This window comes from Pseudomonas sp. NFACC39-1, from assembly GCF_900110355.1.
GTDB classification, from domain to species: domain Bacteria; phylum Pseudomonadota; class Gammaproteobacteria; order Pseudomonadales; family Pseudomonadaceae; genus Aquipseudomonas; species Aquipseudomonas tehranensis.
Map to the genome: position 1 here is coordinate 378,631 of NZ_FODL01000001.1, position 24,961 is coordinate 403,591.

The window sequence follows — 24,961 nt, forward strand, 5'->3', positions numbered from 1 at the left end:
GTGGCGAGGGTGCTTTTGTGGCGAGGGGATTTATCCCCGCTGGGCTGCGCAGCAGCCCCTTGATGAAAGGATTGCAATCAACCTCATGACCGAGCCGTCAGCCTTGAGGCTGCTTCGCAGCCCAGCGGGGATAAATCCCCTCGCCACAGGACAGGGCACCTCCTATGAACTCCAGCATAATCCCACCCACCGATCACCTATCACCCCAATAGCTGGAGTCCACCCGGACAACCCCCTAGAATCGCCGCACCTTTGAAGGAGACGATTGCATGCTGATGGTGATTTCCCCCGCCAAGACCCTCGATTACGAAACTGCGCCGGCCACTGAGCGTTTTACCCAGCCGCAATACCTGGATCACTCCCAGGCGTTGATCGAGCAATTGCGCGAACTTTCTCCGGCGCAAATCAGCGAGCTGATGCACGTTTCCGACAAGATCGGCGGCCTCAATGCCGCACGGTTCGGCAGTTGGACCCCGGCGTTTACTCCGGCCAATGCCAAACAGGCTCTGCTGGCTTTCAAGGGTGATGTGTACACCGGCCTCGATGCACAAAGCTTTGCCGAAGCCGATTTCGACTATGCCCAGGAGCATCTGCGCATGCTCTCCGGTCTTTATGGCCTGCTGCGCCCTTTGGACCTGATGCAACCCTATCGCCTGGAGATGGGCACCAAGCTGGCCAATGCCCGGGGCAAGGACCTTTATGCGTTCTGGGGCCCGCGTATCAGTGAGTGGCTGAACGAAGCGTTGGCCGACCAGGGTGACGACATACTGTTGAACCTGGCCTCCAATGAATACTTCTCGGCGGTCAAACGCAGCGTGCTCAAAGCGCGTGTCATTGATACCGAGTTCAAGGACCTGAAGAACGGCCAGTACAAAATCATCAGTTTCTACGCCAAGAAAGCCCGTGGCCTGATGAGCCGCTTCGTGATTCAGGAACGCATCAACGATCCGGCAGCACTCAAGCAGTTCGATGCCCAGGGCTACCGTTTCAATGCCCAACAATCGAGCGCGGACAAACTGGTGTTCCTGCGTGACCATGCCCCCGAATAAAGCACATCCTTATATGGCCCCTTGATCAGGGGCCTTGATCAAACCCGAACACGTCATCTAACTTCCCCACCCACTTCGTCAGTTCCATGACGCCAATAAATCGCCCCCTCCCCTCGCTAACTTTTGTTTCACTCGACATCTGTCAGTTTTTTACGTAGTGGCACCAAATTTTTTATTCGGTAGTGGCACAAAAATATCTACCCCCCTTAACTCCCCGTTATCAAAGGTCAAAATGGCAAGTGCCATCATCATGAGGTCAGTGCCATCTTTCATAATATTTCGAAAAATTTCGAAAATCGCGATGAGCGGATCGGAACTATGTGAAATTGCACGGCTCATACCACCCGTAACGATTCTCACGGAGCGTGTAAGAGAAGACTTACATAGGCCGTCGATCCAAGTAACCAAGTTGTCATGGCAATTTAGTGAAACGGTCGCCTATTTGGATCCATCTTATAAAGGACAGGAGATAACGCACCATTACTATCCCCTACAAGGCCAAGGCTGCGCCCCTATAACGTGCTCACCCGAGCACACAAGCTTCTGATTTTGTGGGCTTTTTGCCAGGGATCAGAGGTGAAGGACCTTTGCACGAGCGTTCCCGAATACGAGGACTGGCTGCATAACAGGGCAGGTCATAACAACTAGGCCGCATTGCGCACAACTTGAGTGCACTTATTTAGACACTCGGAACTTAAGTATGCCTGCACACGGCACTGTGGCGCCTGCATTCCACACTTCCGAGTGCACTATGACCGCTGAACACTATTAACTCCGGCCATTTAATGGCGTGAAAAACAGAGGTAAATGCGATGCGCATTAGCATATTTGGTTTGGGTTACGTCGGTGCAGTATGTGCCGGTTGCCTGTCTGCACGGGGCCATGATGTCGTTGGCGTAGATGTCGCCAAAGACAAAATCGACATGATCAACGCCGGTAAATCGCCGATCGTTGAACCCGGTCTGGGCGAGCTGTTGGCACAAGGTATCGAAACAGGCCGTCTGCGCGGAACCACCAACTTCGCCGAAGCGATTCGTGATACTGACCTGTCGATGATTTGCGTCGGTACACCGAGCAAGAAGAACGGCGATCTGGAACTCAACTACATCGAAGCGGTGTGCCGCGAGATCGGTTTTGTCCTGCGCGACAAGACCACCCGCCACACCGTCGTGGTTCGCAGCACCGTACTGCCAGGCACCGTGGCGAATGTGGTCATCCCGATTCTGGAAGACTGCTCCGGCAAAAAGGCCGGTGTCGATTTCGGCGTCGCGGTCAACCCTGAGTTCCTGCGTGAAAGCACCGCGATCAAGGACTACGACCTGCCACCGATGACCGTCATCGGCGAGTTCGACAAAGCCTCCGGCGACGTTCTGCAATCGCTGTACGAAGAGCTCGATGCGCCGATCATCCGCAAGGACATCGCTGTCGCCGAGATGATCAAGTACACCTGCAACGTCTGGCACGCCACCAAGGTGACCTTTGCCAACGAGATCGGCAACATCGCCAAGGCCGTCGGCGTCGATGGTCGTGAAGTGATGGATGTGGTCTGCCAGGACAAGACCCTGAACCTGTCCCAGTACTACATGCGCCCAGGCTTCGCATTCGGCGGCTCGTGCCTGCCCAAGGACGTTCGCGCCCTGACCTACCGCGCCAGCTCTCTGGACGTGGAAGCGCCGCTGCTCAACTCGCTGATGCGCAGCAACGAATCCCAGGTGCAGAACGCCTTCGATATCGTTTCCAGCCATGACAAGCGCAAAGTCGCCCTGCTGGGCCTGAGCTTCAAGGCCGGCACCGACGACCTGCGTGAAAGCCCACTGGTAGAACTGGCGGAAATGCTGATCGGCAAGGGTTTCGACCTGAAGATCTACGACAGCAACGTCGAATACGCCCGCGTCCACGGTGCGAACAAGGATTACATCGAGTCGAAGATCCCTCACGTCTCGTCCTTGCTCAACGCCGATTTCGACTCGGTGATCGACAGCTCCGACATCATCATCCTGGGCAACCGCGACGAGAAGTTCCGCGCGCTGACCGAAAACGTACCGGAAGGCAAGCAGGTCATCGACCTGGTTGGCTTCATGTCCAAGGCCACCAACCCGAGTGGCCGGACCGAAGGCATCTGCTGGTAAGTCTGTTTGCCGGCCGGGGCAACGCCCCGGCCGGCCTTTCGCCTGCCTTAACCCATCGGGCCGCCCACAAGGCCCGCCCGAGATAGAGACGGATGCAGATTATGCACAGGCTAAAGCACGGCCTGCTTCAGGCCGCCGGTTGGCTGTTTTACTTGAGTTTATTGATGGGCATCGCCATGGCGTTGCCCACGTCCACGTTCGACTCCGAATCCAAGGATTTCATTTTCCTGATCGGCGCCGTGGGCATCTGGCGTTACTCCATGGGAGCGACGCATTTCGTGCGCGGCATGATCTTCCTGTACATCGTCTACCCGCATCTGCGCCGCAAGGTACGCAAGCTGGGCAAGGCGGCGGATCCGTCCCACGTGTACCTGATGGTCACCAGCTTCCGGATCGACGCGCTGACGACCGCCCAGGTCTACAGCTCGGTGATTCGCGAGGCCATCGACTGCGGGCTGCCCACTACCGTGGTCTGCTCCATCGTGGAGATGTCCGACGAATTGCTGGTCAAGAGCCTTTGGGCGCGCATGAACCCGCCAGAGCACGTCAAGCTGGACTTCGTGCGCATCCCTGGCACCGGTAAGCGTGACGGCCTGGCCTTCGGTTTCCGCGCCATTTCCCGCCACTTGCCGGACGACCGTGCAGTGGTCGCGGTGATCGATGGCGATACCGTGCTCGCCGAAGGCGTGGTGCGCAAGACCGTGCCGTGGTTCCAACTGTTCGGCAACGTCGGCGGCCTGACCACCAACGAGTTCTGCGAAGTGCGCGGCGGCTACATCATGAGCGAATGGCACAAACTGCGCTTCGCTCAGCGCCACATCAACATGTGCTCCATGGCCCTGTCCAAGCGTGTGCTGACCATGACCGGCCGCATGTCGGTGTTCCGCGCCACTGTGGTCACCAACCCGGACTTCATCGCCGACGTGGAAAGCGACTCGCTGCAACACTGGCGCCTGGGCCGCTTCAAGTTTCTCACCGGCGACGACAAGTCGAGCTGGTTCAGCCTGATGCGTCTGGGCTACGACACGTTCTACGTACCCGATGCGGCGATCAATACCGTCGAGCATCCGCCGGAAAAAAGCTTCATCAAGGCCAGTCGCAAGCTGATGTTCCGCTGGTACGGCAACAACCTGCGGCAGAACTCCCGGGCACTGGGCCTGGGCATGAAGCGTCTGGGTCTGTTCACCTCGGTGGTGCTGTTCGACCAGCGCGTGTCGATGTGGACCTCGCTGCTGGGCCTGACCGTGGCACTGATTGCCAGCTTCAAGTACGGCACCGCATTCATCCTGGTGTACCTGCTGTGGATCGGCATCACCCGGTTGCTCTTGACCCTGTTGCTGTCGTGCTCCGGACACCGGATCGGTCCGGCCTACCCGGCGATTCTCTATTACAACCAGATCGTTGGCGCGCTGGTGAAGATCTACGTGTTCTTCCGCCTCGACCAACAGTCCTGGACTCGCCAGCCCACCCATCTGACCCGTGATCTCGCCAGCTTTCAACGTTGGTTCAACACTTGGTCGTCTCGGACCATGACCTTCTCCGCCGGCAGCGTGTTTGTTGCCGTGCTGCTGATGATGGTCTGACCGAACTCGCCTGAATTAACTAGGAAATCGCCCCTATGAACACCGCCGTGAATGTCAACGTAGTGCATGAATCCGAAGCCCAGCGCCAACACGCCCGAGTGAAAATCCCGGCCAAGTTGCGTTTCTTCGGCCCCGACCGTACGCCCATGGAGGTCAAGGTCCTGGACCTGTCCGCCGGAGGCCTGTGCTTCAACGCCGGCCAGATGCCGCTCAAGGTGGGCGAGGCGTACAAGGGTCGCCTGCAATTCGTGATCGACAACCTTGGCCTGGCCATGGACGTGGAACTGCAGGTTCGCTCCTACGACCGCCAGACCGGTCGCACCGGCTGCCAGTTCCAGAATCTGGAGCCTCGGGACATCTCGACGCTGCGTCACATCATCACCTCGCACCTGGCCGGCGACATCGTCGGCGTCGGCGATGTGCTGGCGACGTTGCAACGCGACAACTTCACCAAGGCGCGCAAGCAGAAGGATGACAACGGTGGCATGACCGCCCTGGGTCGCCTGCGGGCCGTGACCTTCAGCCTGGCGATTTTTATCGTCGGCCTGGCGGCGTTCGGCTTCATCTTCAAGTCGGTGTACGGCATGTACTTCGTCAGCCACGCCCAGGCAGGCCTGGTGAATGTACCGGGCACCTCCATCACCATGCCGCGTGACGGCACCGTGCAGAGCCTGGTCCAGGCCGACGGCGTGGCCGCCAAAGGTGCCCCGCTGGCCACGTTCAGTACCAGCATGCTCGATGTGCTCAAGGGCCATTTGGACGACAACCAGCTGCAACCGTCCAAGGTCGAGGAACTGTTCGGCAAGCAAATGACCGGCACCCTGACCTCGCCGTGCGACTGCATCGTGGCCCAGCAACTGGTGTCCGACGGTCAGTACGCCAGCAAGGGTGACGTGATCTTCCAACTGGTCCCACGGGGCACCGAAGCCAACGTCGAAGCACGCTTCTCCTATCGCCAGTTCAGCGACGTGCGCCCAGGCACCCCGGTCAGCTTCCAGGTTGCCGGCGAAGACACCACCCGTACCGGCAAGATCGTCAGCAGCACCAGCCTGAAAAGCGCCGACCTGTCGTCCGATATCCGTGTACTGATCCAGCCTGACGAACCCCTGGACAGCTCGCTGGCCGGCCGGCCGGTAGAAGTCACCAGTGACCGTGGCCCGAACCTGAACTGGCTGATCGACAAAGCCATGGCTGTCGGTATTTAAGTCGAGGACATGCCCGTGACCATTACAAAAATCCTGAACACACCGCAGTTTCTGTGGGAGCGGGCTTGCTCGCGAAAGGATCAACGCGGTCTTACCGTGGCACCGCAGCGCCTGCTTCGCGAGCAAGCCCGCTCCCACAGAGGGTTTGCATTTTGTGCACTGGCGCTGGCGGTCAGCCTCAGCGGCTGCGCGGGCCTGCCCGACCAGCGCCTGGCCAACGAGGCCCTCAAGCGCGGTGACACCACGCTGGCGCAGCAGAACTATCAGCAACTGGCAGACCTGGGCTACAGCGAAGCCCAGGTCGGCCTGGCCGACATCCAGGTGGACAGCCGCGACCCCGAGCAGATGAAAAAGGCCGAGGCGACTTACCGCGCCGCGGCCGATATCTCGCCACGGGCCCAGGCTCGCCTGGGCCGCCTGCTGGTGGCCAAACCCGGCTCCAGCGAAGCGGAAAAACACGAAGCCGAAGGCCTGTTGAAGAAAGCCTTCGCCAACGGTCAGGGCGGCACCCTCATCCCGCTGGCGATGCTGTACCTGCAATATCCTCAAAGCTTCCCGAACGTCAACGCTCAGCAGCAGATCAGCCAATGGCGCAGTGCCGGTTACCCGGAAGCGGGCCTGGCGCAGATTCTGCTCTATCGCACCCAGGGCACCTACGACCAGCATCTGGATGAAGTGGAAAAAGTCTGCAAGGCCGCATTGGCTACCACCGATATCTGCTACGTCGAACTGGCCACGGTCTATCAGAAACGCGGCCAGCCTGAACAGCAGGCCGAGTTGCTCAAGCAAATGCAGGCCGGTCATCAGAGTGGCACCGTGTCCGCCCAGCGCGTGGACAGCGTCGCCCGCGTCCTGGCCGATGCGAACCTGGGCAAGACCGACGAAAAGACCGCACAGTCGTTGCTCGAAGGCATCGCCCCTGGCTATCCCGCTGCCTGGGTCAGCCTGGCGCAGATTCTCTACGACTTCCCCGAGTTGGGTGACGTCGACAAGATGATGCAGTACCTGGAAAACGGCCGCGCCGCCGATCAGCCGCGTGCCGATCTGTTGCTGGGCAAGCTGTACTACGAAGGCAAGTGGGTACCGGCTGACGCCAAGGTGGCCGAAGCGCATTTCCAGAAAGCCGTTGGCCGCGAAGTGGCCGCCGATTACTACCTGGGCCAGATCTATCGCCGTGGTTACCTGGGCCAGGTGTACTCGCAAAAGGCCCTGGACCATCTGCTCAAGGCCGCGCGCAACGGCCAGAACAGCGCTGACTTCGCCATCGCCCAGTTGTTCTCCCAAGGCAAGGGCACCAAGCCCGACCCGGTCAATGCTTATGTGTTCAGTCAGTTGGCCAAGGTCCAGAACACCCCGCAAGCCATCGAGCTTGCCCAGACCCTCGAAGCCCAATTACCGCCGAACCAGCTTGCACAAGCCCAGCGCCTGCTACAACAAGAGCAGGCCATTCGCGGCGCCATGAGCCCCGATACGCTGGAACTGCAAGCCCTAAAAGAAGATGACGGCGAGGAACCTCTATGAAGCCTTTGAAGCTCAATCCTTTTGTGCAGGCCGGTATTGGCCTGTCGTTTGCCCTGCTGTGGTCCTGCCCGACCCTGGCGGCCCTGACTGAAGACCAGAACTTCGGCCTGGACGTGAAAATCACCGCCCAGTCCGAAGACGATCGCGACCTCGGCACCCAGCGCGGCGGCGACGTCAACGGTATCGGTCTGGACCTGCGTCCATGGATCTACGGTGAGCGCGGCGCCTGGAGCGCCTACGCCATGGCCCAGGCCGTGACGTCTACCGACACCATCGAGACCGACACCCTGCAACAGTCCGATGACGCAACCGCGCAAACCGACAGCGGTGATCGCGAAGTCAAGAAGAACTACCTGGCCATGCGCGAGTTCTGGATTGGCTATCGGGGCCTGACCCCTTACCCGGGCGAGCAGCTGAAGTTCGGTCGCCAACGCCTGCGCAACGAAGACGGCCAATGGCGCGACACCAATATCGAAGCCCTGAACTGGACCTTCGACACCACCTTGTTGCGGGCCAACCTGGGTGTTGCCGAGCGTTTCAGCGAATACCGCACCGACCTCAAGGAGTTGGCGCCCGACGACAAGGACCGCCTGCACGTCTACGGTGACGTGGGCTACCAGTGGATGCCAGGCCAGTGGGCCGGGATCCGCGCCCACCACACCCACGACAATGGCAGCCTCGATTACCCGACCCCGGGCGAAGCCACCGACTCCCTGGACAAGACCCAGAACGGTGACCTGTCCTGGCTGGGCCTGGAAGCCAATAGCGACGCCTACAACTGGCGCAATACCAACACCGTCAACTACTGGGCCAGCCTCACCGGCATGACCGGCGATCGCGACACCGTCAACCCGCTCAACGCCGACGGCACGCGCCCCGCCCAACTCAAGCGTAGCGACGACGTCGATGGCTGGGCCACCGACCTGGGCATCCGCCTGCGCCTGGACCCGCAGTGGCAAGTCGGCGCGGCCTATGCCCGCGCCAGCGAGGACTACGAACAGAACGGTCTGCAAAGTAACCGCTCGAACTACACCGGCACCCGCTCGCGCGTCCACCGTTTCGGTGAAGCCTTCCGTGGCGAAATGGCCAACACCCAGAGCGCCAGCCTGTTCGGTTCCTGGCAGTTGCGAGACGAATACGACGCAAGCCTGGTGTACCACAAGTTCTGGCGCGTGGACGGCAACAAGCCGGTGGGCAGTAACGGCATCAACGCGGTGCAAAACAACACCGACGATGTGACCGGCGCGATCCTCTCCACCTCGTCCCTGCCACTGCGCGACGGTAACAAGGACCTGGGCCAGGAAGTCGACCTGGTGGTCACCAAGTACTTCAAGCAAGGCCTGCTGCCGGCCGCGCTGAGCCAGTCCATCGACGAGCCGTCGGCGCTGGTGCGCTTTCGTGGCGGTGTGTTCAAGCCTGGCGACGCCTACGGCAAAGAGGTCGATTCATACATGCATCGCGCCTTTGTCGACGTGATCTGGCGCTTCTGATGCGAATGACCATGGGAGTGCCCGATATGAACCGCTACCTCAGGAACAGCCAGGCGATGAAAGGTTCGATCAGCCTGTTGGCCGCAGCGTTGCTGCTGGCCGGCTCGTCGGCGTTCGCCAACGTTGAACCGGTGGTCAAACCGGGCAACGTGGTCAAGGAACTGCAACAAGCCAAGACCTACACCGTCAGCAGCGCGCCGACCGCTCCGCTGGAACTGGCTGCGCCGACCCTGCCCGACCTCACAGGCTTCACCGCCGAAGCGGCCGCGGCCAAGATCGTGCGCAGCAAGCCCGGCAAGGTCAGCGTACGCCGGATGATGCAGGAAAACGCCTTGAAGGACTTCATCGGCGGCGACAACAAGATGGCCGAGTGGGTGGTGCGCCAGCACGGCATCCCACAGGCCATCTTCATCGACGATGGCTACATGAACCTCAAGGACCTGGCCAAGAAAGTGCCCAAGCAGTACCTCAAGGAAACCTCGCCGGGGGTCTTCCTGGCCAGGATTCCCATTGTGGTGGGTGAAAAAGGCATCCTGGAAATCGACCAACAGACCCAGGAACTGCGCCTGTCCCAAGAGGGCGGCTCGTTCCTGGTCAACGATGGAAAGATGTTCATCCGCGACACCAAGGTCACCGGCTGGCGCGAAAAGGACAATGGCCCCGCCACGTTCCGCTCGGCCAACGAATTCCGCCCGTTCCTGCTGTCCTGGGGCGGCACCGAGACTTACATCGTCAATACCAAAATGGCCAGCTTCGGCTACGCCAACAGTAAGTCGTACGGGGTGAGTATTTCCCAGTACACGCCCAACATGGCCAAGGTCCTCAAGCGCCCGGAACCGACCGGCTGGATCATCGATTCCGAGTTCTCGGACATGTGGTACGGCTTCTACTGCTACGAAACCAACGACTTTGTGGTCAAGGGCAACACCTACAAGGACAACATCGTCTACGGCATTGACCCCCACGACCGTTCCCATCGGCTGATCATCGCCGACAACACCGTCTACGGGACCAAGAAGAAGCACGGGATCATCATTTCCCGTGAGGTCAACGACAGCTTCATTTTCAACAACCGCAGCTACGACAACAAACTCTCGGGCCTGGTGATCGACCGTAACAGCGTGAACAACGTGATCGCCTACAACGAGATCTACAAGAACCACACCGACGGCATCACGCTGTACGAGAGTGGTGACAACCTGTTGTGGGGCAACAAAGTGATCAGCAACCGGCGCCACGGCATCCGGATTCGTAACAGCGTGAACATCCGCCTTTACGAAAACGTCTCCATGGCCAACGGCCTGACCGGCCTTTACGGCCACATCAAAGACCTGTCCGACACCGACCGGGACATCAAGCTCGACCCGTTCGACGCCCAGGTCTCGCTGATCGTGGTCGGTGGCGAACTGGCTGCCAACGGCAGCGGCCCATTGTCCATCGACTCTCCATTGAGCGTTGAGCTGTACCGCGTGTCCATGCTCGCGCCGACCAAATCCAGCGGCATCAGCTTCTCGGGGATTCTGGGCGAGCGCCAGGATGAAATTCTCGACCTGCTGGTGCGCCAGCAGAAAGCCGTGCTGATCGACCCTGTCGAACGCCAGACCGAAATGCGGGACTGAGGATGACCTTTATGAACCCACAGATGATCAAACTTCTGGGCCTGTCCGCCCTGACTGCCGGCATTCTCGCCGCCACCAGCGGCGCGCGCGCCGATGAAATCACGGCCCCCACGTTTACTGCCGAACCGTGCTGCAACCTGTGCCCTGCTGCCCATGACGCGAAGAACTACACCACGCGCTATCAGCAGAACTTCACCACGCTGGTGCAGGCCCAGGGCGATTGGCTGTTCCGTACCCAGGAAGACCTGCGTACCGAATTCGACACCACCCCGGCCGGCTACAAGCGCATGCAGCAGTTGCACGACGCCTTCAAGAAAAAAGGCGTTGAGTTGGTGCTCGTCTACCAACCGACCCGGGGTCTGGTGAACCGCAACAAACTCAACCCCCAGGAAAAGGCCAGCTACGACTTCGACAAAGCCCTGACCAACTACAAAACCATGCTCGGGCGCTTCGCGCAGATGGGTTATGTGGTGCCTGACCTGTCGCCGCTGACCAACGAAAACCTGCCCGACACCCTGCCGGCCCACGATTTCTACTTCCGTGGCGACCAGCACTGGACCCCTTATGGCGCCCAGCGCACAGCGAAGATCGTGGCCGAGAAGGTCAAGCAGATCCCGGCCTTCGCCGACATCCCCAAGCAGGAATTCGAAACCAAGAAGTCCGGCCGCATGGGCAAGACCGGCACTCTGCACAACATGGCCGGTCAGCTGTGCGGCACCAGCTACGCGATCCAGTACATGGACCAGTTCACCACCGAGCCGAAAGGCGAAGCCGGCGGCGGCGATCTGTTCGGCGATTCCGGTGATCCGCAGATCACCCTCGTGGGCACCAGCCACAGCGGCAAAAACTACAACTTCGCCGGCTTCCTGCAAGAAGCCATCGGCGCCGACATCCTCAACGTCGCCTTCCCCGGTGGCGGTCTGGAAGGCGCGATGATCCAGTACCTGGGCAGCGAAGAATTCCAGAAGAGCCCGCCGAAAATCCTCATCTGGGAATTCTCGCCGCTGTATCGCCTGGACCAGGAAACCATCTACCGCCAGATGATGGCGCTGCTGGACAACAACGGTTGCGAAGGCAAGCCCGCGCTGCTGAGCAGCAAAACGGCGCTCAAGCCCGGCAAGAACGAATTGATGGTCAACAGCAAGAACATGGACCTGCGTAACGGCAGCCACCAGATCGATATCCGCTTCGCCGATACCTCGGTGAAAACCCTACAAGCCACCCTCTGGTACATGAATGGGCGCCACGAGGATATCAAGATCGAAAAACCGGACACTTCCGAAACCGACGGACGCTTCGCCTTCCAATTGCGTACCGATGAGGACTGGGCTTCCCAGAACCTGCTGGCTGTAGAAGTCCAGGGACCTGAAGCCGGTGCCGAGCCACAGCAAATCGAAGCGAAAGTCTGCAAACGCAACGCATCTCCGCAAGCCGGGCAACAAACGGCTCAAATCGGACAATGAGGTCTCGTCTCATGACCAGAACCATGCGCACCCGAACGTTGAAAACGCTGCTGGCGCCGTCCCTGCTGACCCTGGCGATATTCGCCGGCGCGACGCAGGCCGCGGCCCCGCTACGCCCGCCCCAGGGTTACTTCGCACCGATTGAAAAATTCAAGACGGGCAGCTCTGACGAGCGCTGCGAATCGGTACCGACGCCTTACACCGGCTCGCTGCAATTTCGCAGCAAGTACGAAGGCTCCGACAAGGCCCGTGCAACCCTGAACACGCAATCGGAAAAAGCCTTCCGTGACAGCACCGCTGACATCACCAAGATCGAACGCGGCATCAGCAAACAAGTGATGCAATTCATGCGCGACGGGCGCCCCGAGCAGCTGGAATGCACCCTGAACTGGCTGACCGCCTGGGCCAAGGCCGATGCGCTGATGTCCAAGGACTTCAACCACACCGGCAAGTCCATGCGCAAATGGGCCTTGGGAAGCATGGCGTCGGCCTATGTTCGCCTGAAGTTCTCCGAGTCACATCCATTGGCCAATCATCAGGAGCAGGCGCAACTGATCGAAGGCTGGTTCAGCAAGATGGCCGATCAGGTGGTCAGCGACTGGGACAACCTGCCGCTGAAAAAAATCAACAACCACTCCTACTGGGCCGCCTGGTCGGTGATGGCCACCGCCGTGGCGACCAACCGCCGCGACCTGTTCGACTGGGCCGTCAAGGAATACAAGGTCGGCGTCAACCAGGTCGACGCCGAGGGCTTCTTGCCCAACGAACTCAAGCGCAAGCAACGCGCCCTGTCCTACCACAACTATGCCCTGCCGCCCCTGGCGATGATTGCCAGTTTCGCTCAGGTCAACGGCGTGGACCTGCGCCAGGAAAACAACGGCGCCCTCAAGCGCCTGGCTGACCAGGTCCTGGCCGGGGTGAAAGATCCGGACATCTTCGAAGACAAGAACGGCGATGAACAGGACATGAAGGATCTGAAAGTCGATTCCAAGTTCGCCTGGCTCGAACCGTTCTGCAGCCTCTACACCTGCCCCGAGGATGTGCTGGAGCGCAAGCATGAAATGCAGCCGTTCAAGACGTTCCGCCTCGGCGGGGACTTGACCAAGGTGTACGACCCTTCATGGGAAAAAGGTGAGAAAGGTAGCTGATGCCGTAACCCTGCCTGGCAGGGAACCTTGTGGGAGCGGGCTTGCTCGCGAATTCGGTCTGTCATCCAGCATTGATGTCGACTGATAAACCGCCTTCGCGAGCAAGCCCGCTCCCACAGGGCAGTGTCAGACATGAACTGTGTTATGCCCCCCGGTTTTCATGGGGGGGTTTGGGGGGGCTCTGGCCCTTGACTGTTGATTCAACATGGAGAGATCGGGATGGTATTTTCATCCAATGTGTTCCTGTTCCTGTTCTTGCCGATCTTTCTCGGCTTGTACTACTTGAGCGGGCAACGCTATCGCAACCTGCTGTTATTGCTGGCCAGCTATGTGTTCTATGCCTGGTGGCGCGTGGACTTCCTGGCGTTGTTCGCCGGTGTCACCCTGTGGAACTACTGGATCGGCCTGAAAGTCGGCGCCGCCGGCGTGCGCACCAAACCGGCCCAGCGCTGGCTGTTGCTCGGCGTGGGCGTGGATCTGTGCATCCTGGGCTATTTCAAGTACGCCAACTTCGGTGTGGACAGCCTCAACGCGATCATTACCGGCTTCGGTCTCAATCCGTTCATCCTGACCCACGTGTTGTTGCCGATCGGGATCTCGTTCTACATCTTCGAGTCCATCAGCTACATCATCGACGTGTATCGCGGTGATACCCCGGCAACCCACAACCTGATCGACTTCGCAGCGTTCGTGGCGATCTTCCCGCACCTGATCGCCGGCCCCGTGTTGCGTTTCCGCGACCTGGCCGATCAGTTCAACAACCGCACCCACACCCTGGACAAGTTCTCCGAAGGCTGCACGCGCTTCATGCAGGGTTTCATCAAGAAGGTGTTCATCGCCGACACCCTGGCGGTGGTGGCCGACCATTGCTTTGCCCTGGAGAACCCCACCACGGGCGATGCCTGGCTCGGCGCCCTGGCTTACACCGCACAACTGTACTTCGACTTCTCCGGCTACAGCGACATGGCCATCGGCCTGGGCTTGATGATGGGTTTCCGTTTCATGGAAAACTTCAAGCAGCCCTACATCAGCCAGTCGATCACCGAGTTCTGGCGGCGCTGGCACATCAGCCTGTCGACCTGGCTGCGCGATTACCTCTACATCACCTTGGGCGGCAATCGCAAAGGCACGTTGATGACCTATCGCAACCTGTTCCTGACCATGCTGCTCGGTGGTCTGTGGCACGGCGCGAACATCACCTACGTGATCTGGGGCGCCTGGCACGGTATGTGGCTGGCCATCGAAAAAGCGGTAGGCATCAACACCACGCCACGCGCTCTGAATCCGATCCGCTGGGCACTGACGTTCCTGCTGGTGGTGATGGGCTGGGTGATCTTCCGCGCCGAGAACCTGCACGTAGCCGGCCGCATGTACAGCGCCATGTTCAGCTTCGGCGACTGGTCGCTGTCGGAACTGACCCGCGCCAACCTCACCGGTCTGCAAATCGCCACGCTGGCGGTGGCCTACGCCACCCTCGCCTTCTTCGGCCTGCGCGATCTCTACACCAATCAGCCACCGGTCAAGACCAAACCTGAAGTGAACACCGAGGCCGACGGTCCGGCTACGGCTCAACCAGGGCTGATCAAAGCCGTCCCGGGTGAAAACCCGTCGAACATTCATGAACCGGGCTACACCGTAGGCGTCGAAGCCCAGGTGCAACCGGCCTACTGGACCGCGGACTGGTCACGCTATGCAATGCGCGCCCTGGTGCTGATGTTGTTCATTGCCTCGATTCTCAAACTCTCGGCGCAAAGCTTCTCGCCGTTCCTTTACTTCCAGTTCTGAGGGATCTGAACATGACCCGCTCATTACGCATCTTCTACATCGCACTGTTCTTGCTGACCTTGACGGTCCTGGGCCTGTGGTCGGTGCGCAGCTTCTTCGGTTTCAGCACCAACCCCGACGCGACCGTGCTCAACGGTCGCTGGAGCAAAGCCGTCGAGACGCACTACGACGAAGAGTTCCCGATCAAGCGCCTGGGCACCAACATCTGGGCGGCATTGGACTACAAGCTGTTCAACGAGGGCCGCAAAGGCGTGGTCCTGGGCCGCGACCAGTGGCTGTACAGCGACGAAGAGTTCAATCCGATCGTCAACGAAGAACAGAACCTGCAAGGCAACTACGCGCTGGTCGAAGGCGTGCGCCAGAAGCTCAAGGAACAGGGCATCACCCTGGTCATGGCCATCGTGCCGGCCAAGGTGCGGTTGTATCCGGAGCACTTGGGTGAAGTGAAGCCTTCGAGCATTCACGCCAACCTCTACCAGGATTTCCATGCCCGTGTGGCGGCAGACAAGATCCTGGCCCCTGACCTGCTCGGCCCGATGCAACAGGCCAAGCTAAGCGGCCAGCAAGTGTTCCTGCGCACCGACACCCACTGGACGCCGGAGGGCGCGCAGGTCGCCGCCGAGAAGCTGGCGAAGACGATTGCCGAGCGCACCCCACTCAACGGCGAGCCACAACGTTTCGTCACCGAGATTGCGGAAAAAATCACCCACAAGGGCGACCTGCGTCAGTTCCTGCCCCTGGACCCGCTGTTCGAAAACCTGATGCCAGCCCAGGAGCCGCTGGTCAAACGCACCACCCGTGAAGCCGACGACCAGCCGGCCGAAGGCGACGCGCTGTTTGCCGATGCCCAGGTGCCCGTGGCGCTGATCGGCACCAGTTACAGCGCCAACCCCAACTGGAACTTCGTCGGCGCCCTCAAGCAGGCCCTCAACAGCGACGTCGTGAACTACGCCGAAGACGGCCATGGCCCGATTCTGCCGATGCTCAGCTACCTCAAGAGCGACGCCTTCAAGAACAGCCCGCCACAGGTGCTGATCTGGGAGTTTCCTGAACGTTATCTGCCTGTGAACAACGAAATCGGTGACGCCGACCCGCAGTGGGTCGCAGAACTCAAACAAGCCGGCGCACGCCAACAGAACGTCGCTGCCAACACCCCATCCGAGACGCCCGACCGGGCGCAAAACTGAAAGAGAGGTCCACCATGACTTTCACTACAACTCCTCGCCGTCTCGCCGCTCGCTCCCTCAAGGCCGTTGCCCTGGTTGCCAGCATGAGCGCCCTTTCCCTGTCCGCCTTTGCCGGTGACTCGGCCCTGTACGGTCCGGTTGCGCCAAAAGGTTCGAGCTTCGTGCGGATCTACAACGCCAGCAATGCCGAAGTCAGCGCCACCGTCGGCAGCACCAACTTAAGCGACGTAGCACCACTGGCCAGCACTGACTTCAGCTTCATGCCCGGCGGCGACTACAGCGCCAAGGTCGGCAGCCAGACCGTCCCGGTAAAACTGGCCCCCGATCACTATTACACCCTGGTCAACAACGCCAGCGGCCAGCCTCAGTTGATTGAAGAACCGCCGTTCAAGAACAAGCAGAAGTCCCTGGTACGCGTACAGAACCTCAGCGACAAGCCGCTGACCCTCAAGACTGCCGATGGCAAGACCGAAGTGGTCAAGACCGTGGCAGCCAAGGGCCGTGGCGAGCGTGAAATCAACCCGGTGAAAGTGAGCCTGGCACTGTTCGACGGCGACAAGAAAGTCGGCGATCTCAAGCCCGTGGCCCTGGAACGCGGCGAAGCGGCCGTGCTGTACGTCACCGGTTCGGGCAGCAGCCTGTCGCCAGTGTGGGTAAAACGCCCAGTGTCGACCCGCTGATCAATTCACCTGAGGGCTGAACGCCTATTTGTGTAGGAGCTGCCGCAGGCTGCGATCTTTTGATCTTGATCTTTCGCTTGGGATTCAAGTGTTAGCGCAAAGATCGCAGCCTCGCTGCACTCGTCAGCTCCTACAGCAAAGGTCAGTCATTCGGGTACGGAACAACAACAAGAGAGTGAAACGACAGAACGCAGTAGCTCTAAAAACCATTTCGATTTGTAGGAGTAACAAACATGATTCCGGTGATCTTGTCAGGTGGTAGCGGCTCACGTCTTTGGCCGCTTTCGCGCAAGCAATTCCCTAAACAGTTCCTGGCCCTGACCGGCGAACACACCCTGTTCCAACAAACCCTCGAGCGCCTGGTGTTCGAAGGCATGGACACCCCGATCGTGGTTTGCAACAAAGACCACCGGTTCATCGTCAACGAGCAGTTGACCAACCGCAAGCTGGAAGCCCAGCGCATTCTGATGGAACCGTTCGGACGCAACACCGCGCCGGCCGTGGCGCTGACCGCAATGATGCTGGTCAATGAAGGTCGCGACGAGCTGATGCTGGTCCTGCCGGCCGACCACGTGCTGGAAGACCAGAAGGCCCTGCAACGCGCATTGGCCCTGGCCACCGTGGCCGCCGAGCGTGGCGAAATGGTGCTGTTCGGCGTACCGGCCACCAAACCGGAAACCGGTTATGGCTACATCAAGTCGACCAACGATGCCCTGCTGCCTGAAGGGGTGAGCCGCGTTTCGCACTTCGTCGAAAAACCCGACGTCAAGCGCGCCACCGAGTTCGTCGAAGCCGGCGGTTACTTCTGGAACAGCGGCATGTTCCTGTTCCGCGCCAGCCGTTTCCTCGAAGAGCTGAAAAAGCACGATCCGGACATTTACGACACCTGCCTGCTGACCCTGGAGCGCAGCGAGCAGACCCCCGACACCATCACCTTCGACGAAGCCACCTTCGCCTGCTGCCCGGACAACTCCATCGACTACGCCGTCATGGAAAAGACCCAGCGCGCCTGCGTGGTGCCACTGTCGGCCGGCTGGAGCGATGTCGGCTGCTGGTCGTCGCTGTGGGAAGTCAACCCCAAGGACGCCAACGGCAACGTCACCAAGGGCGACGTCGTCGTCCAGGACAGCCGTAACTGCATGATCCATGGCAACGGCAAGCTGGTGTCGGTGATCGGCCTGGACAACATTGTGGTGGTCGAAACCAAGGACGCCATGATGATCGCCCACAAGGACAAGGTCCAAGGCGTCAAGCAAATGGTCAACACCCTCAACGCCCAGGGCCGCACTGAAACCCAGAACCATTGCGAGGTCTATCGTCCGTGGGGTTCCTATGATTCGGTGGACATGGGCGGTCGTTTCCAGGTCAAGCACATCTCGGTCAAGCCGGGTGCGTGCCTGTCGCTGCAGATGCACCACCACCGCGCCGAACACTGGATCGTGGTCAGCGGCACCGCCGAAGTGACCTGCGATGAGAATGTGTTCCTGCTCTGCGAAAACCAGTCGACCTATATCCCGATCGCCTCGGTTCATCGTCTGCGCAACCCGGGCAAGATCCCGTTGGAAATCATCGAAGTGCAGTCCGGCAGCTACCTGGGCGAAGACGACATCGAGCGCTTTGAAGACATCTACGGTCGCTCTACGCCGATCGAACGTGGCGTGTCGGTGAAAACCATCGCGCAGTAACGCTCGGTAGAAAAAAAGAAGCCCCCGTCCAGCCCACTGCGTCCCCTATCCGCAGTGGGTTGGGTGGGGGCTTTTTTATTGATTGACCACTCGCTTGGCATCAAACTTTTCGGCAATCCTGGCCGAGCGCGGATTGACCGCGTCCGTTCTGATTTTCCGGATATCCGCCCCCTTGGAAATGGCCTTGATGGCATGCACCGTCAAGAATGTCCCCACCCCCTTCAGCATCGGCAGCCGCGCCACTGAGCTGGCCTGCGCCAACGCCTCCTTTTTCAAGGCCCCGTCACCCTGGGTTTCAGGATGGACGACCACTTGCACAACATCCACTTCCGTTTTTCCCTTCGTTGTAAACGCGTTCAATTCGGCCAGACCATAAATCTGTCGTTCCTCAGGCGGTTTCAACTTGTCGGATTTTTTCATGACCGCGAAAAAGCGCCGTTCAACGACGAAATCAGGGTGTCTGTTCAAAGCGTCCGGATCGATCGGCTCGTCCACGAATACATCGTTGGCACTGCGCAACATGTAACTGGAAATGCTGGCCCCCAGACCGAAGTTTGAAGGTTGTCCAACGACCTTCGAACTCGTGGTTTCGTTGGAAAGGGCTTTATAGCGTTGCTTGTAGCGTTGCAGATTCTGTTTGACCTCATCGCCTCCCACCAGATAGTCATTGAATGCACCGACCTCCACCACTTTGAAGTCGTTCACATCGCTGTACTTTCCCGTGGCCTCCTTGAACACGCCCACCCTGCTCGTCAGCGCCGCCGCTGTGAGCTTCAGTCGATTTTTTACGCCCACTTCAATTTCGTACTTTCCAGTCTTGTTAAGCCCGTCCGCGTCCCGGAAAGTCAGCGGGTTATTGCTCACCATCGCGTACAGGTTCAGCCCATCGATATCTCCCGCAGGGTCCGGATTAAGCCAGCGCTGCAGGCCGGGCATGTAGTAGCGATAGCCGTAGTAATACAACCCCGTTGCGTCCCGCTCCTTACCCGAATAACGGACCGTCTTGTAACTGACCTCGATCACATCTTCCCCCGCCAGGTACGCGGTCTCGCCGAAAGGATAGAAGTGCTCGCGGCTGATGATTCGCCCGTCTTGAGCAAGCTCCAGGCTGTTTGAACCCAAGTGGTCGGTAAAACTGTACCGATAGAGGTCGTTTGCCCCTGAAGGTGGCACGCTTTCCCAGTGCAATATTCGAACGCTGTTGAGCCCGCCCTGGGCCGCAATGACCTGTAGGGATTCTCCGGTGCCGTTGTCTGTGCGCAATTCCAGCCCAGGCAAATAACGCACTTCTGCGTTCAACGCCCGGGCAGCGGTTTGCAGCGTACGACGCTTGCGCACGCGCTGACCGTTGCCATCGTAAACATAGACCTCGCTGTCATTGAGCCCCGAGGCACGCTCGATTGAAGTGACCGAACTCAACTGGTTGCGCAGGTCCCAGGTCAGAAACCGCCCCTCATCCAGCTCCAGGCCATTGCCCCGGGCATCGAACGCGGCGCAGATGTCATCTTCAGTTGGAGGCACGCCGTTGCGGTACGGCAAACAACGATTGCTGTAGCGGGCCGCTTGCAACTGGCGGCCATGATTCTGAGCGCCGACATGGGTCAGTTCCAGCAAGTTACCGCTCTCATCGTAGCGGTAGGTCTGCCGGTAGTTGCTCACCGCCGCCGGGTCGACGCGGCCAACGGAGTCCGGCCCCTGATTGGCAGCACCCGCCTCCCAGCCGCTGGCTTCGAGCAATTGGTAGAGACTGTCGTAGATAAAACGGCTGATCGGGTTGATGCGCTGATTGGCGAAGTAGCGCACCGGCAGGGCCTTGTCTTCGATGCTCAGCACATTACCCATGGGGTCATAGGTGTAGAAAAGATCTTGCAGTACCTGGTCAGCGCACCTGGCGTGGCGTTCCATCAGCCGGCCATCATCGAGACTGTATCTAAGTGTGGTCTGCACACCGTTACCGGCCGTTTCTTGCTCTATTTGCCCCTCGGCGTTGTAACGGATATCCGTGACCAGCGGCTGCCATGCGTCCTGGTCGTTTAATCGCAAATGACTTTCACGCAACCGACCATCGAGGGTCAGCTTCCGTCTCTGCCGATTTCCCCTGGCATCAGTCTGCTCCAGCACATCACCCTGCGGGCCAAGGCGCCACGTTGAGAGAGCACCGTCGCCGGGCTCGAGCAAGGATTCGCGATCAGCTTCCGGTGTCGGCCAGTCGGGAGCCATGGCATCAAGGATGAAGCGACGGTTCTGGACAAGGTTTTGGGCCGTGAGGGCAAACGACTCCAGCAGCACGCTACCTGCCGGGTCATCGTGGCGGATCAACTGTCCGTACTGGTTATAGTCACGATTGCCCTGGCCCGGATAACCGTACTTCAACCGCTCCACGCACCGACGTAGTTGCCCGACGCCTTGCTCAAGCACCGCCAGAGGACGGAGCAAGTCGTCGTAGACCACCTCGCGCTGCGTCCCCCGACCGTCCCACGCCCGCAAACCCTCGCCGGCGAGCCCAGGCAGATCGATCTGCCTGCCGGCGTCGACACTGACCGTACACAGCACGGCATCAGACAGCGAATAGACCGTCGTGAGACTGGCAGGTGTCGATACATCCTCGTGCTGCAGGCTCCACAACCGCGGATCCCATTGTTTGACCAAGCGCCCCGCCCCATCAAAGAGACTGCGCTGGATGCGCCGTTGCGCCGGTCCACGCTCGATGCTGCGGCAATAGTCGACGCAACGGACCGCCAAGCTGCGCGAGTCGAAGGACGTGAGCCTCGGGGTTTTGTGATCCATGCCCATCGATCCGGCCTCTTGGTCGTAGCGCCATTTCCGTTCACTGGATATCTAACAAGAGGCAACACCCCTGCCTACTGTCAGATATGACAGTGACGACCGACGGAGAGGAGTCGCAATGCAGATGGCCCGACATGTTCTTTCGCACTTACCGGTTCGCTATGAGTATTTGCTTGGACTGGACTTTGCGAACCCTCGTCTTTGAGAAAACCGTGACCGACGCATTCGAGCGATTGAACAGAGAGATTTTTCTGCCAGGGGAATAGCTTTCGATCGAAGCCGCCCCCTGGGTGCTCTGGTGAAAAATCTTCCAGGCGCCAGCTTCTCGGTCAAACTTCATAAAAGCAAAAGCGGTGATGACCTCTTCCGCTTGCCCTCTGGTATTCAAGGCATAACCGTAATCCATGTACTCCATCATCGCACCAAGCCCCAGTCCATGTTCCCTGCCAGGTAAATCATTGTATTCAGCGTTTTCCTTACCGCCTTGGACATGGCGAACACGGAGCACATTGTCGTTGAGTTGATCCACCGTCAGTGAACAACCGCTGAACCCGGGCGTGAACACATAGTCGGGATGGCTCCGTCCGGGGTCTACCGGTATGTCTACATAGCCGCCTTGAGGCGCCCAGAAGGCCTGTATTGCGTTGTTTTTTTCGGGGATATCCAGGGGATTTTCCAGAACTCTCAGCGCATTAAGGGTTCCGCTACTTGCTCCGGAATAGGTGAGTTTTTCCATGGTGAACAGGAGCCTGGCCCCGCCTTGCCTGTTGTTCAGTTCAGAAACGTTATGCGCGGTATTCAATAACTGGGTGGTGACTTCGACCCTGTTGAGTTCGGTTTCGGTTAGCGCGTTATGGATACTGGTCGTCTTTGCAACCGCAGGCAGATTTCGCTGTGGAGTTCCAATATCCACAGGTTGTGCCCCTGGGATGTTACGTTCAGCGCCCACCGCTATCACCGGACTCCACAATCCGTTGGAGAGTTTTTTTCGGGTAACGGCGCCATCGTCATCGATAAAACTGACCGGGTTGTTCCGGGTCATCCAGTACAGGTTCAAACCCTCTACAGCTCCGGCCGGATCCGGGTTGATCCAGCGCTGCAGACTGGGCATGTAGTAGCGATAGCCGTAGTAATAGAACCCCGTTGCGTCCCGCTCCTTACCCGAGTAACGGGCCGTCTTGTAACTGACCTCCACCCCATCAGGTCCCGCCAGGTACGCGGTCTCGCCGAAAGGATAGAAGTGCTCGCGGCTGATGATTCGCCCGTCCTGGGCAAGCTCCAGGCTGGTAGAACCCAAGTGGTCGGTAAAACTGTATCGATAGAGGTCGTTTGCCCCTGAAGGTGGCACGCTTTCCCAGTGCAATATTCGAACGCTGTTGAGCCCGCCCAGGGCGGTGATGACCTGGAGGGACTCTGCGGTGCCGCTGTCAGCGCGCAGTTCCAGACCTGGCAAATAACGCACCTCGGCGACCAGCGTTCGGGCACCGGTTTGCAGCGTGCGCAACTTGCGCACGCGCTGGCCGCTACCGTCGTAGACATAAACCTCACCGTCGTTGAGCCTCGAAGCGCGCTCCACGGGGGTGACCGAACTCAACTGGTTGCGCAGATCCCAAGCCAGGAAACGCCCCTCGTCCTGTTCCAGACAATTGCCCCGCGCATCGAACGCGGCGCAGATGTCATCTTCAGTTGGAGGCACGCCGTTGCGGTACGGCAAACAACGATTGCTGTAGCGGGCCGCTTGCAACTGGCGGCCATGATTCTGAGCGCCGACATGGGTCAGTTCCAGCAGGTTGCCGCTCTCATCGTAGCGGTAGGTCTGCCGGTAGTTGCTCACCGCCGCCGGGTCGAGGCGGCCAACGGACTCCGGTCCCTGATTGGCAGCGCCCGCCTCCCAGCCGCTGGCTTCGGCCACCTGATAAAGACTGTCGTAGCTGAAACGGCTGGCGGGCTCGACACGCTGATTGGCGAAGTAGCGCACCGGCAGGGCCTTGTCCTCGATGCTCAGCACGTTACCCATGGGGTCATAGGTGTAGAACAGGTCTTGCAGCACCTGATCGGCGCGCCTGGCGTGGCGTTCCATCAACCGGCCGTCGTCGGGGCTGTATTCAAGCAGGGTCTGCACACCGTTCCCGGCCGTCTCCTGCGCTATTTGCCCGTCGGCGTTGTAACGAATATCGCTGACCAGCGGCTGCCATGTGTCCTGCCCGTTTAATAACAAGTGAGTTTCACGCAACCGGCCATCGAGGGTCAGCCTTTTGCGTTGTCGATTGCCCAGGGCATCCATTTGCTCCAGCACGTCGCCCTGGGGGCCAAGGCACCAGGTTGACCGGGCGCCCTCGCCGGGTTCGAGCAATGTTTCACGCTCGGCTTCCGGCTCCGGCCAGTCGGGAGCGACGGCATCAAGGTTGAAGCGACGGTTCTGGACAAGGTTCTGCGCGGTGAGGGCAAACGACTCCATCTGCACGCTACCTGCTGGGTCATCGTGGCGGATCAACTGCCCGTACTGGTTATGGTCGCGATCGCCCCGGCCCGGGGAACCGTACTTCAACCGCTCCATGCACCGACGCGGTTGCCCGGCGCCCTGTTCGAGCACCACCACGGGACGGAGCAGGTCGTCGTAGCCCACCTCGCGATGCGTGCCCCGACCGTCCCACGCCCGCAAACCCTCGCCGGCGAGCCCAGGCAGATCGATCTGCAAGCCCGCATCGACGCTATCGGTACGCAGCGCGGCAGCGGACAGCGAATAAACCGTCGCAAGGTTGGCCGGCGCCGACTGATCGTCTTGTTGCAAACACCACAATCGAGGATCCCACTGTTTTGCCAAACGACCGGCGGCATCGAAAAGGCTGCGAGTGACACGCTCTTGCGTGGGTCCGTTCTCGACGTTGCGCCAATAGTCGACCGAGCGAACCGGTAAATTCCTTGGGTCAAAGGCCATCAGCCTCGGGGTTCTCTGATCCATACCCATCTAATCAGACCTCTTGGTCGTAGCACCGCTGCCTCGTAACCGGCATCTAACAAGGGCAGACAACCCTTGCCTACTGTCAGATATGACAGCGGCGACCGACGGCCCGAGACGGATGAATATCCACGGCCCGCCCCCTCCGGTAGGATGGTGTGACGATAACGGAGGCTTCAACCATGCTTATCGGCGTCTTGCTGGTCATCACCTGGCTCATCCTGCTGCTGCGCTATCCGGCCAAGGCGTTGCCGGTGTCCCTGGCGGCGTTCGTCGGTCTGGGACTGGTGGCCGCGTGGGTAATCTGGGAGGACAGTCGCGAAACCCGGCAACTGGCGCGCCTGGATCTGCGCGTCAGCTACGCCCCCGACCGCTGCCCGGCCGACCGTCCGCTGTTGCTGAACATGACCAATGGCAACGATGTACCGCTGATCGAACTGCGCTGGCGGATCGCGGCTTATGCACCCGGCGACACCATCAACCTGGCCGACAATCAGTACACCGCACCGCGTTATCGAGGCCCAGGCGAGTTGCAGCCCGGCGCTGACTGGCAGGACTGCCTGCCCTTGCCGCCGCTGCGTCCCGGATATCGTCCACAAACCCTGGAGTTTCGCGCCGAACGATTGCAAGGCAGCTTCTCCAACTGATCCCTCTCACTGTTTGCATAAGGA

General features: G+C 59.7%; 17 protein-coding genes. 14 read left to right on the forward strand and 3 right to left on the reverse strand.

What is annotated here, in order from left to right; all coding sequences use genetic code 11:
- Window positions 1-269: 269 nt before the first annotated feature.
- Window positions 270-1,049, forward strand: coding sequence for a peroxide stress protein YaaA (gene yaaA, locus BMY45_RS01685; RefSeq protein ID WP_092393716.1), 780 nt, complete (start codon window positions 270-272; stop codon window positions 1,047-1,049).
- A gap of 150 nt (window positions 1,050-1,199) precedes the next feature.
- Here yaaA and BMY45_RS01690 read toward each other — a convergent pair whose 3' ends face one another.
- Entirely contained in the window at window positions 1,200-1,388 is a 189-nt protein-coding gene (locus tag BMY45_RS01690; RefSeq protein WP_092393719.1) for a hypothetical protein, read from the reverse strand.
- Between the two features lie 473 nt (window positions 1,389-1,861).
- Between BMY45_RS01690 and BMY45_RS01695 the strand changes: the two genes are divergently transcribed.
- The 12 genes from BMY45_RS01695 (at window position 1,862) to BMY45_RS01750 (ending at window position 18,544) form a co-directional block, all read left to right on the forward strand.
- Window positions 1,862-3,178: a nucleotide sugar dehydrogenase gene (locus BMY45_RS01695; protein ID WP_092393722.1), complete on the forward strand. Its 1,317-nt coding sequence runs from the start codon at window positions 1,862-1,864 to the stop codon at window positions 3,176-3,178.
- 101 nt (window positions 3,179-3,279) lie between these two features.
- Window positions 3,280-4,761: a mannuronan synthase gene (alg8, locus tag BMY45_RS01700; protein WP_371913912.1), complete on the forward strand. Its 1,482-nt coding sequence runs from the start codon at window positions 3,280-3,282 to the stop codon at window positions 4,759-4,761.
- A 35-nt stretch (window positions 4,762-4,796) separates the two neighbouring features.
- Window positions 4,797-5,966 (forward strand): alginate biosynthesis protein Alg44, encoded by a 1,170-nt coding sequence (locus BMY45_RS01705; protein ID WP_092393728.1) that lies wholly within the window; start codon window positions 4,797-4,799, stop codon window positions 5,964-5,966.
- Window positions 5,967-5,981: 15 nt separating this feature from the next.
- Window positions 5,982-7,487, forward strand: a complete 1,506-nt coding sequence (algK, locus tag BMY45_RS01710; RefSeq protein WP_092393731.1) for an alginate biosynthesis TPR repeat lipoprotein AlgK — start codon at window positions 5,982-5,984, stop codon at window positions 7,485-7,487.
- Window positions 7,488-7,492: 5 nt separating this feature from the next.
- On the forward strand, window positions 7,493-8,977 hold the full coding sequence (locus BMY45_RS01715) for an alginate export family protein (RefSeq protein ID WP_092394885.1): 1,485 nt from the start codon (window positions 7,493-7,495) through the stop codon (window positions 8,975-8,977).
- A gap of 26 nt (window positions 8,978-9,003) precedes the next feature.
- Window positions 9,004-10,596 (forward strand): mannuronan 5-epimerase AlgG, encoded by a 1,593-nt coding sequence (gene algG / locus BMY45_RS01720; RefSeq protein WP_092393734.1) that lies wholly within the window; start codon window positions 9,004-9,006, stop codon window positions 10,594-10,596.
- 11 nt (window positions 10,597-10,607) lie between these two features.
- On the forward strand, window positions 10,608-12,059 hold the full coding sequence (locus BMY45_RS01725) for an alginate O-acetyltransferase (RefSeq protein ID WP_092393736.1): 1,452 nt from the start codon (window positions 10,608-10,610) through the stop codon (window positions 12,057-12,059).
- A 23-nt stretch (window positions 12,060-12,082) separates the two neighbouring features.
- On the forward strand, window positions 12,083-13,207 hold the full coding sequence (locus tag BMY45_RS01730; RefSeq protein WP_092394888.1) for a mannuronate-specific alginate lyase: 1,125 nt from the start codon (window positions 12,083-12,085) through the stop codon (window positions 13,205-13,207).
- A gap of 219 nt (window positions 13,208-13,426) precedes the next feature.
- A complete protein-coding gene (locus BMY45_RS01735) occupies window positions 13,427-14,992 on the forward strand; it encodes an MBOAT family O-acyltransferase (protein ID WP_092393740.1) in 1,566 nt (521 codons plus the stop codon).
- Between the two features lie 11 nt (window positions 14,993-15,003).
- Window positions 15,004-16,179, forward strand: coding sequence for an alginate O-acetyltransferase (locus BMY45_RS01740; protein WP_092393743.1), 1,176 nt, complete (start codon window positions 15,004-15,006; stop codon window positions 16,177-16,179).
- Window positions 16,180-16,193: 14 nt separating this feature from the next.
- The gene (locus tag BMY45_RS01745; RefSeq protein ID WP_092393746.1) at window positions 16,194-16,859 is read left to right on the forward strand and encodes an alginate O-acetyltransferase AlgF; all 666 of its coding nucleotides are present in this window, start codon (window positions 16,194-16,196) and stop codon (window positions 16,857-16,859) included.
- Window positions 16,860-17,092: 233 nt separating this feature from the next.
- Entirely contained in the window at window positions 17,093-18,544 is a 1,452-nt protein-coding gene (locus BMY45_RS01750) for a mannose-1-phosphate guanylyltransferase/mannose-6-phosphate isomerase (RefSeq protein WP_092393749.1), read from the forward strand.
- A gap of 75 nt (window positions 18,545-18,619) precedes the next feature.
- Here the strand turns inward: BMY45_RS01750 and BMY45_RS01755 are convergent, their stop codons facing one another.
- Together BMY45_RS01755 and BMY45_RS01760 are read right to left on the reverse strand one after the other, a co-directional pair.
- Complete coding sequence (locus tag BMY45_RS01755; protein WP_092393752.1) at window positions 18,620-21,337, reverse strand: RHS repeat domain-containing protein; 2,718 nt, start codon at window positions 21,335-21,337, stop codon at window positions 18,620-18,622.
- A gap of 142 nt (window positions 21,338-21,479) precedes the next feature.
- Window positions 21,480-24,299, reverse strand: a complete 2,820-nt coding sequence (locus tag BMY45_RS01760) for an RHS repeat domain-containing protein (RefSeq protein WP_092393755.1) — start codon at window positions 24,297-24,299, stop codon at window positions 21,480-21,482.
- Between the two features lie 173 nt (window positions 24,300-24,472).
- On the opposite strand from BMY45_RS01760, the gene BMY45_RS01765 reads away from it, so the two are divergent.
- Entirely contained in the window at window positions 24,473-24,937 is a 465-nt protein-coding gene (locus BMY45_RS01765) for a multidrug transporter (RefSeq protein ID WP_092393758.1), read from the forward strand.
- Window positions 24,938-24,961: the final 24 nt, after the last annotated feature.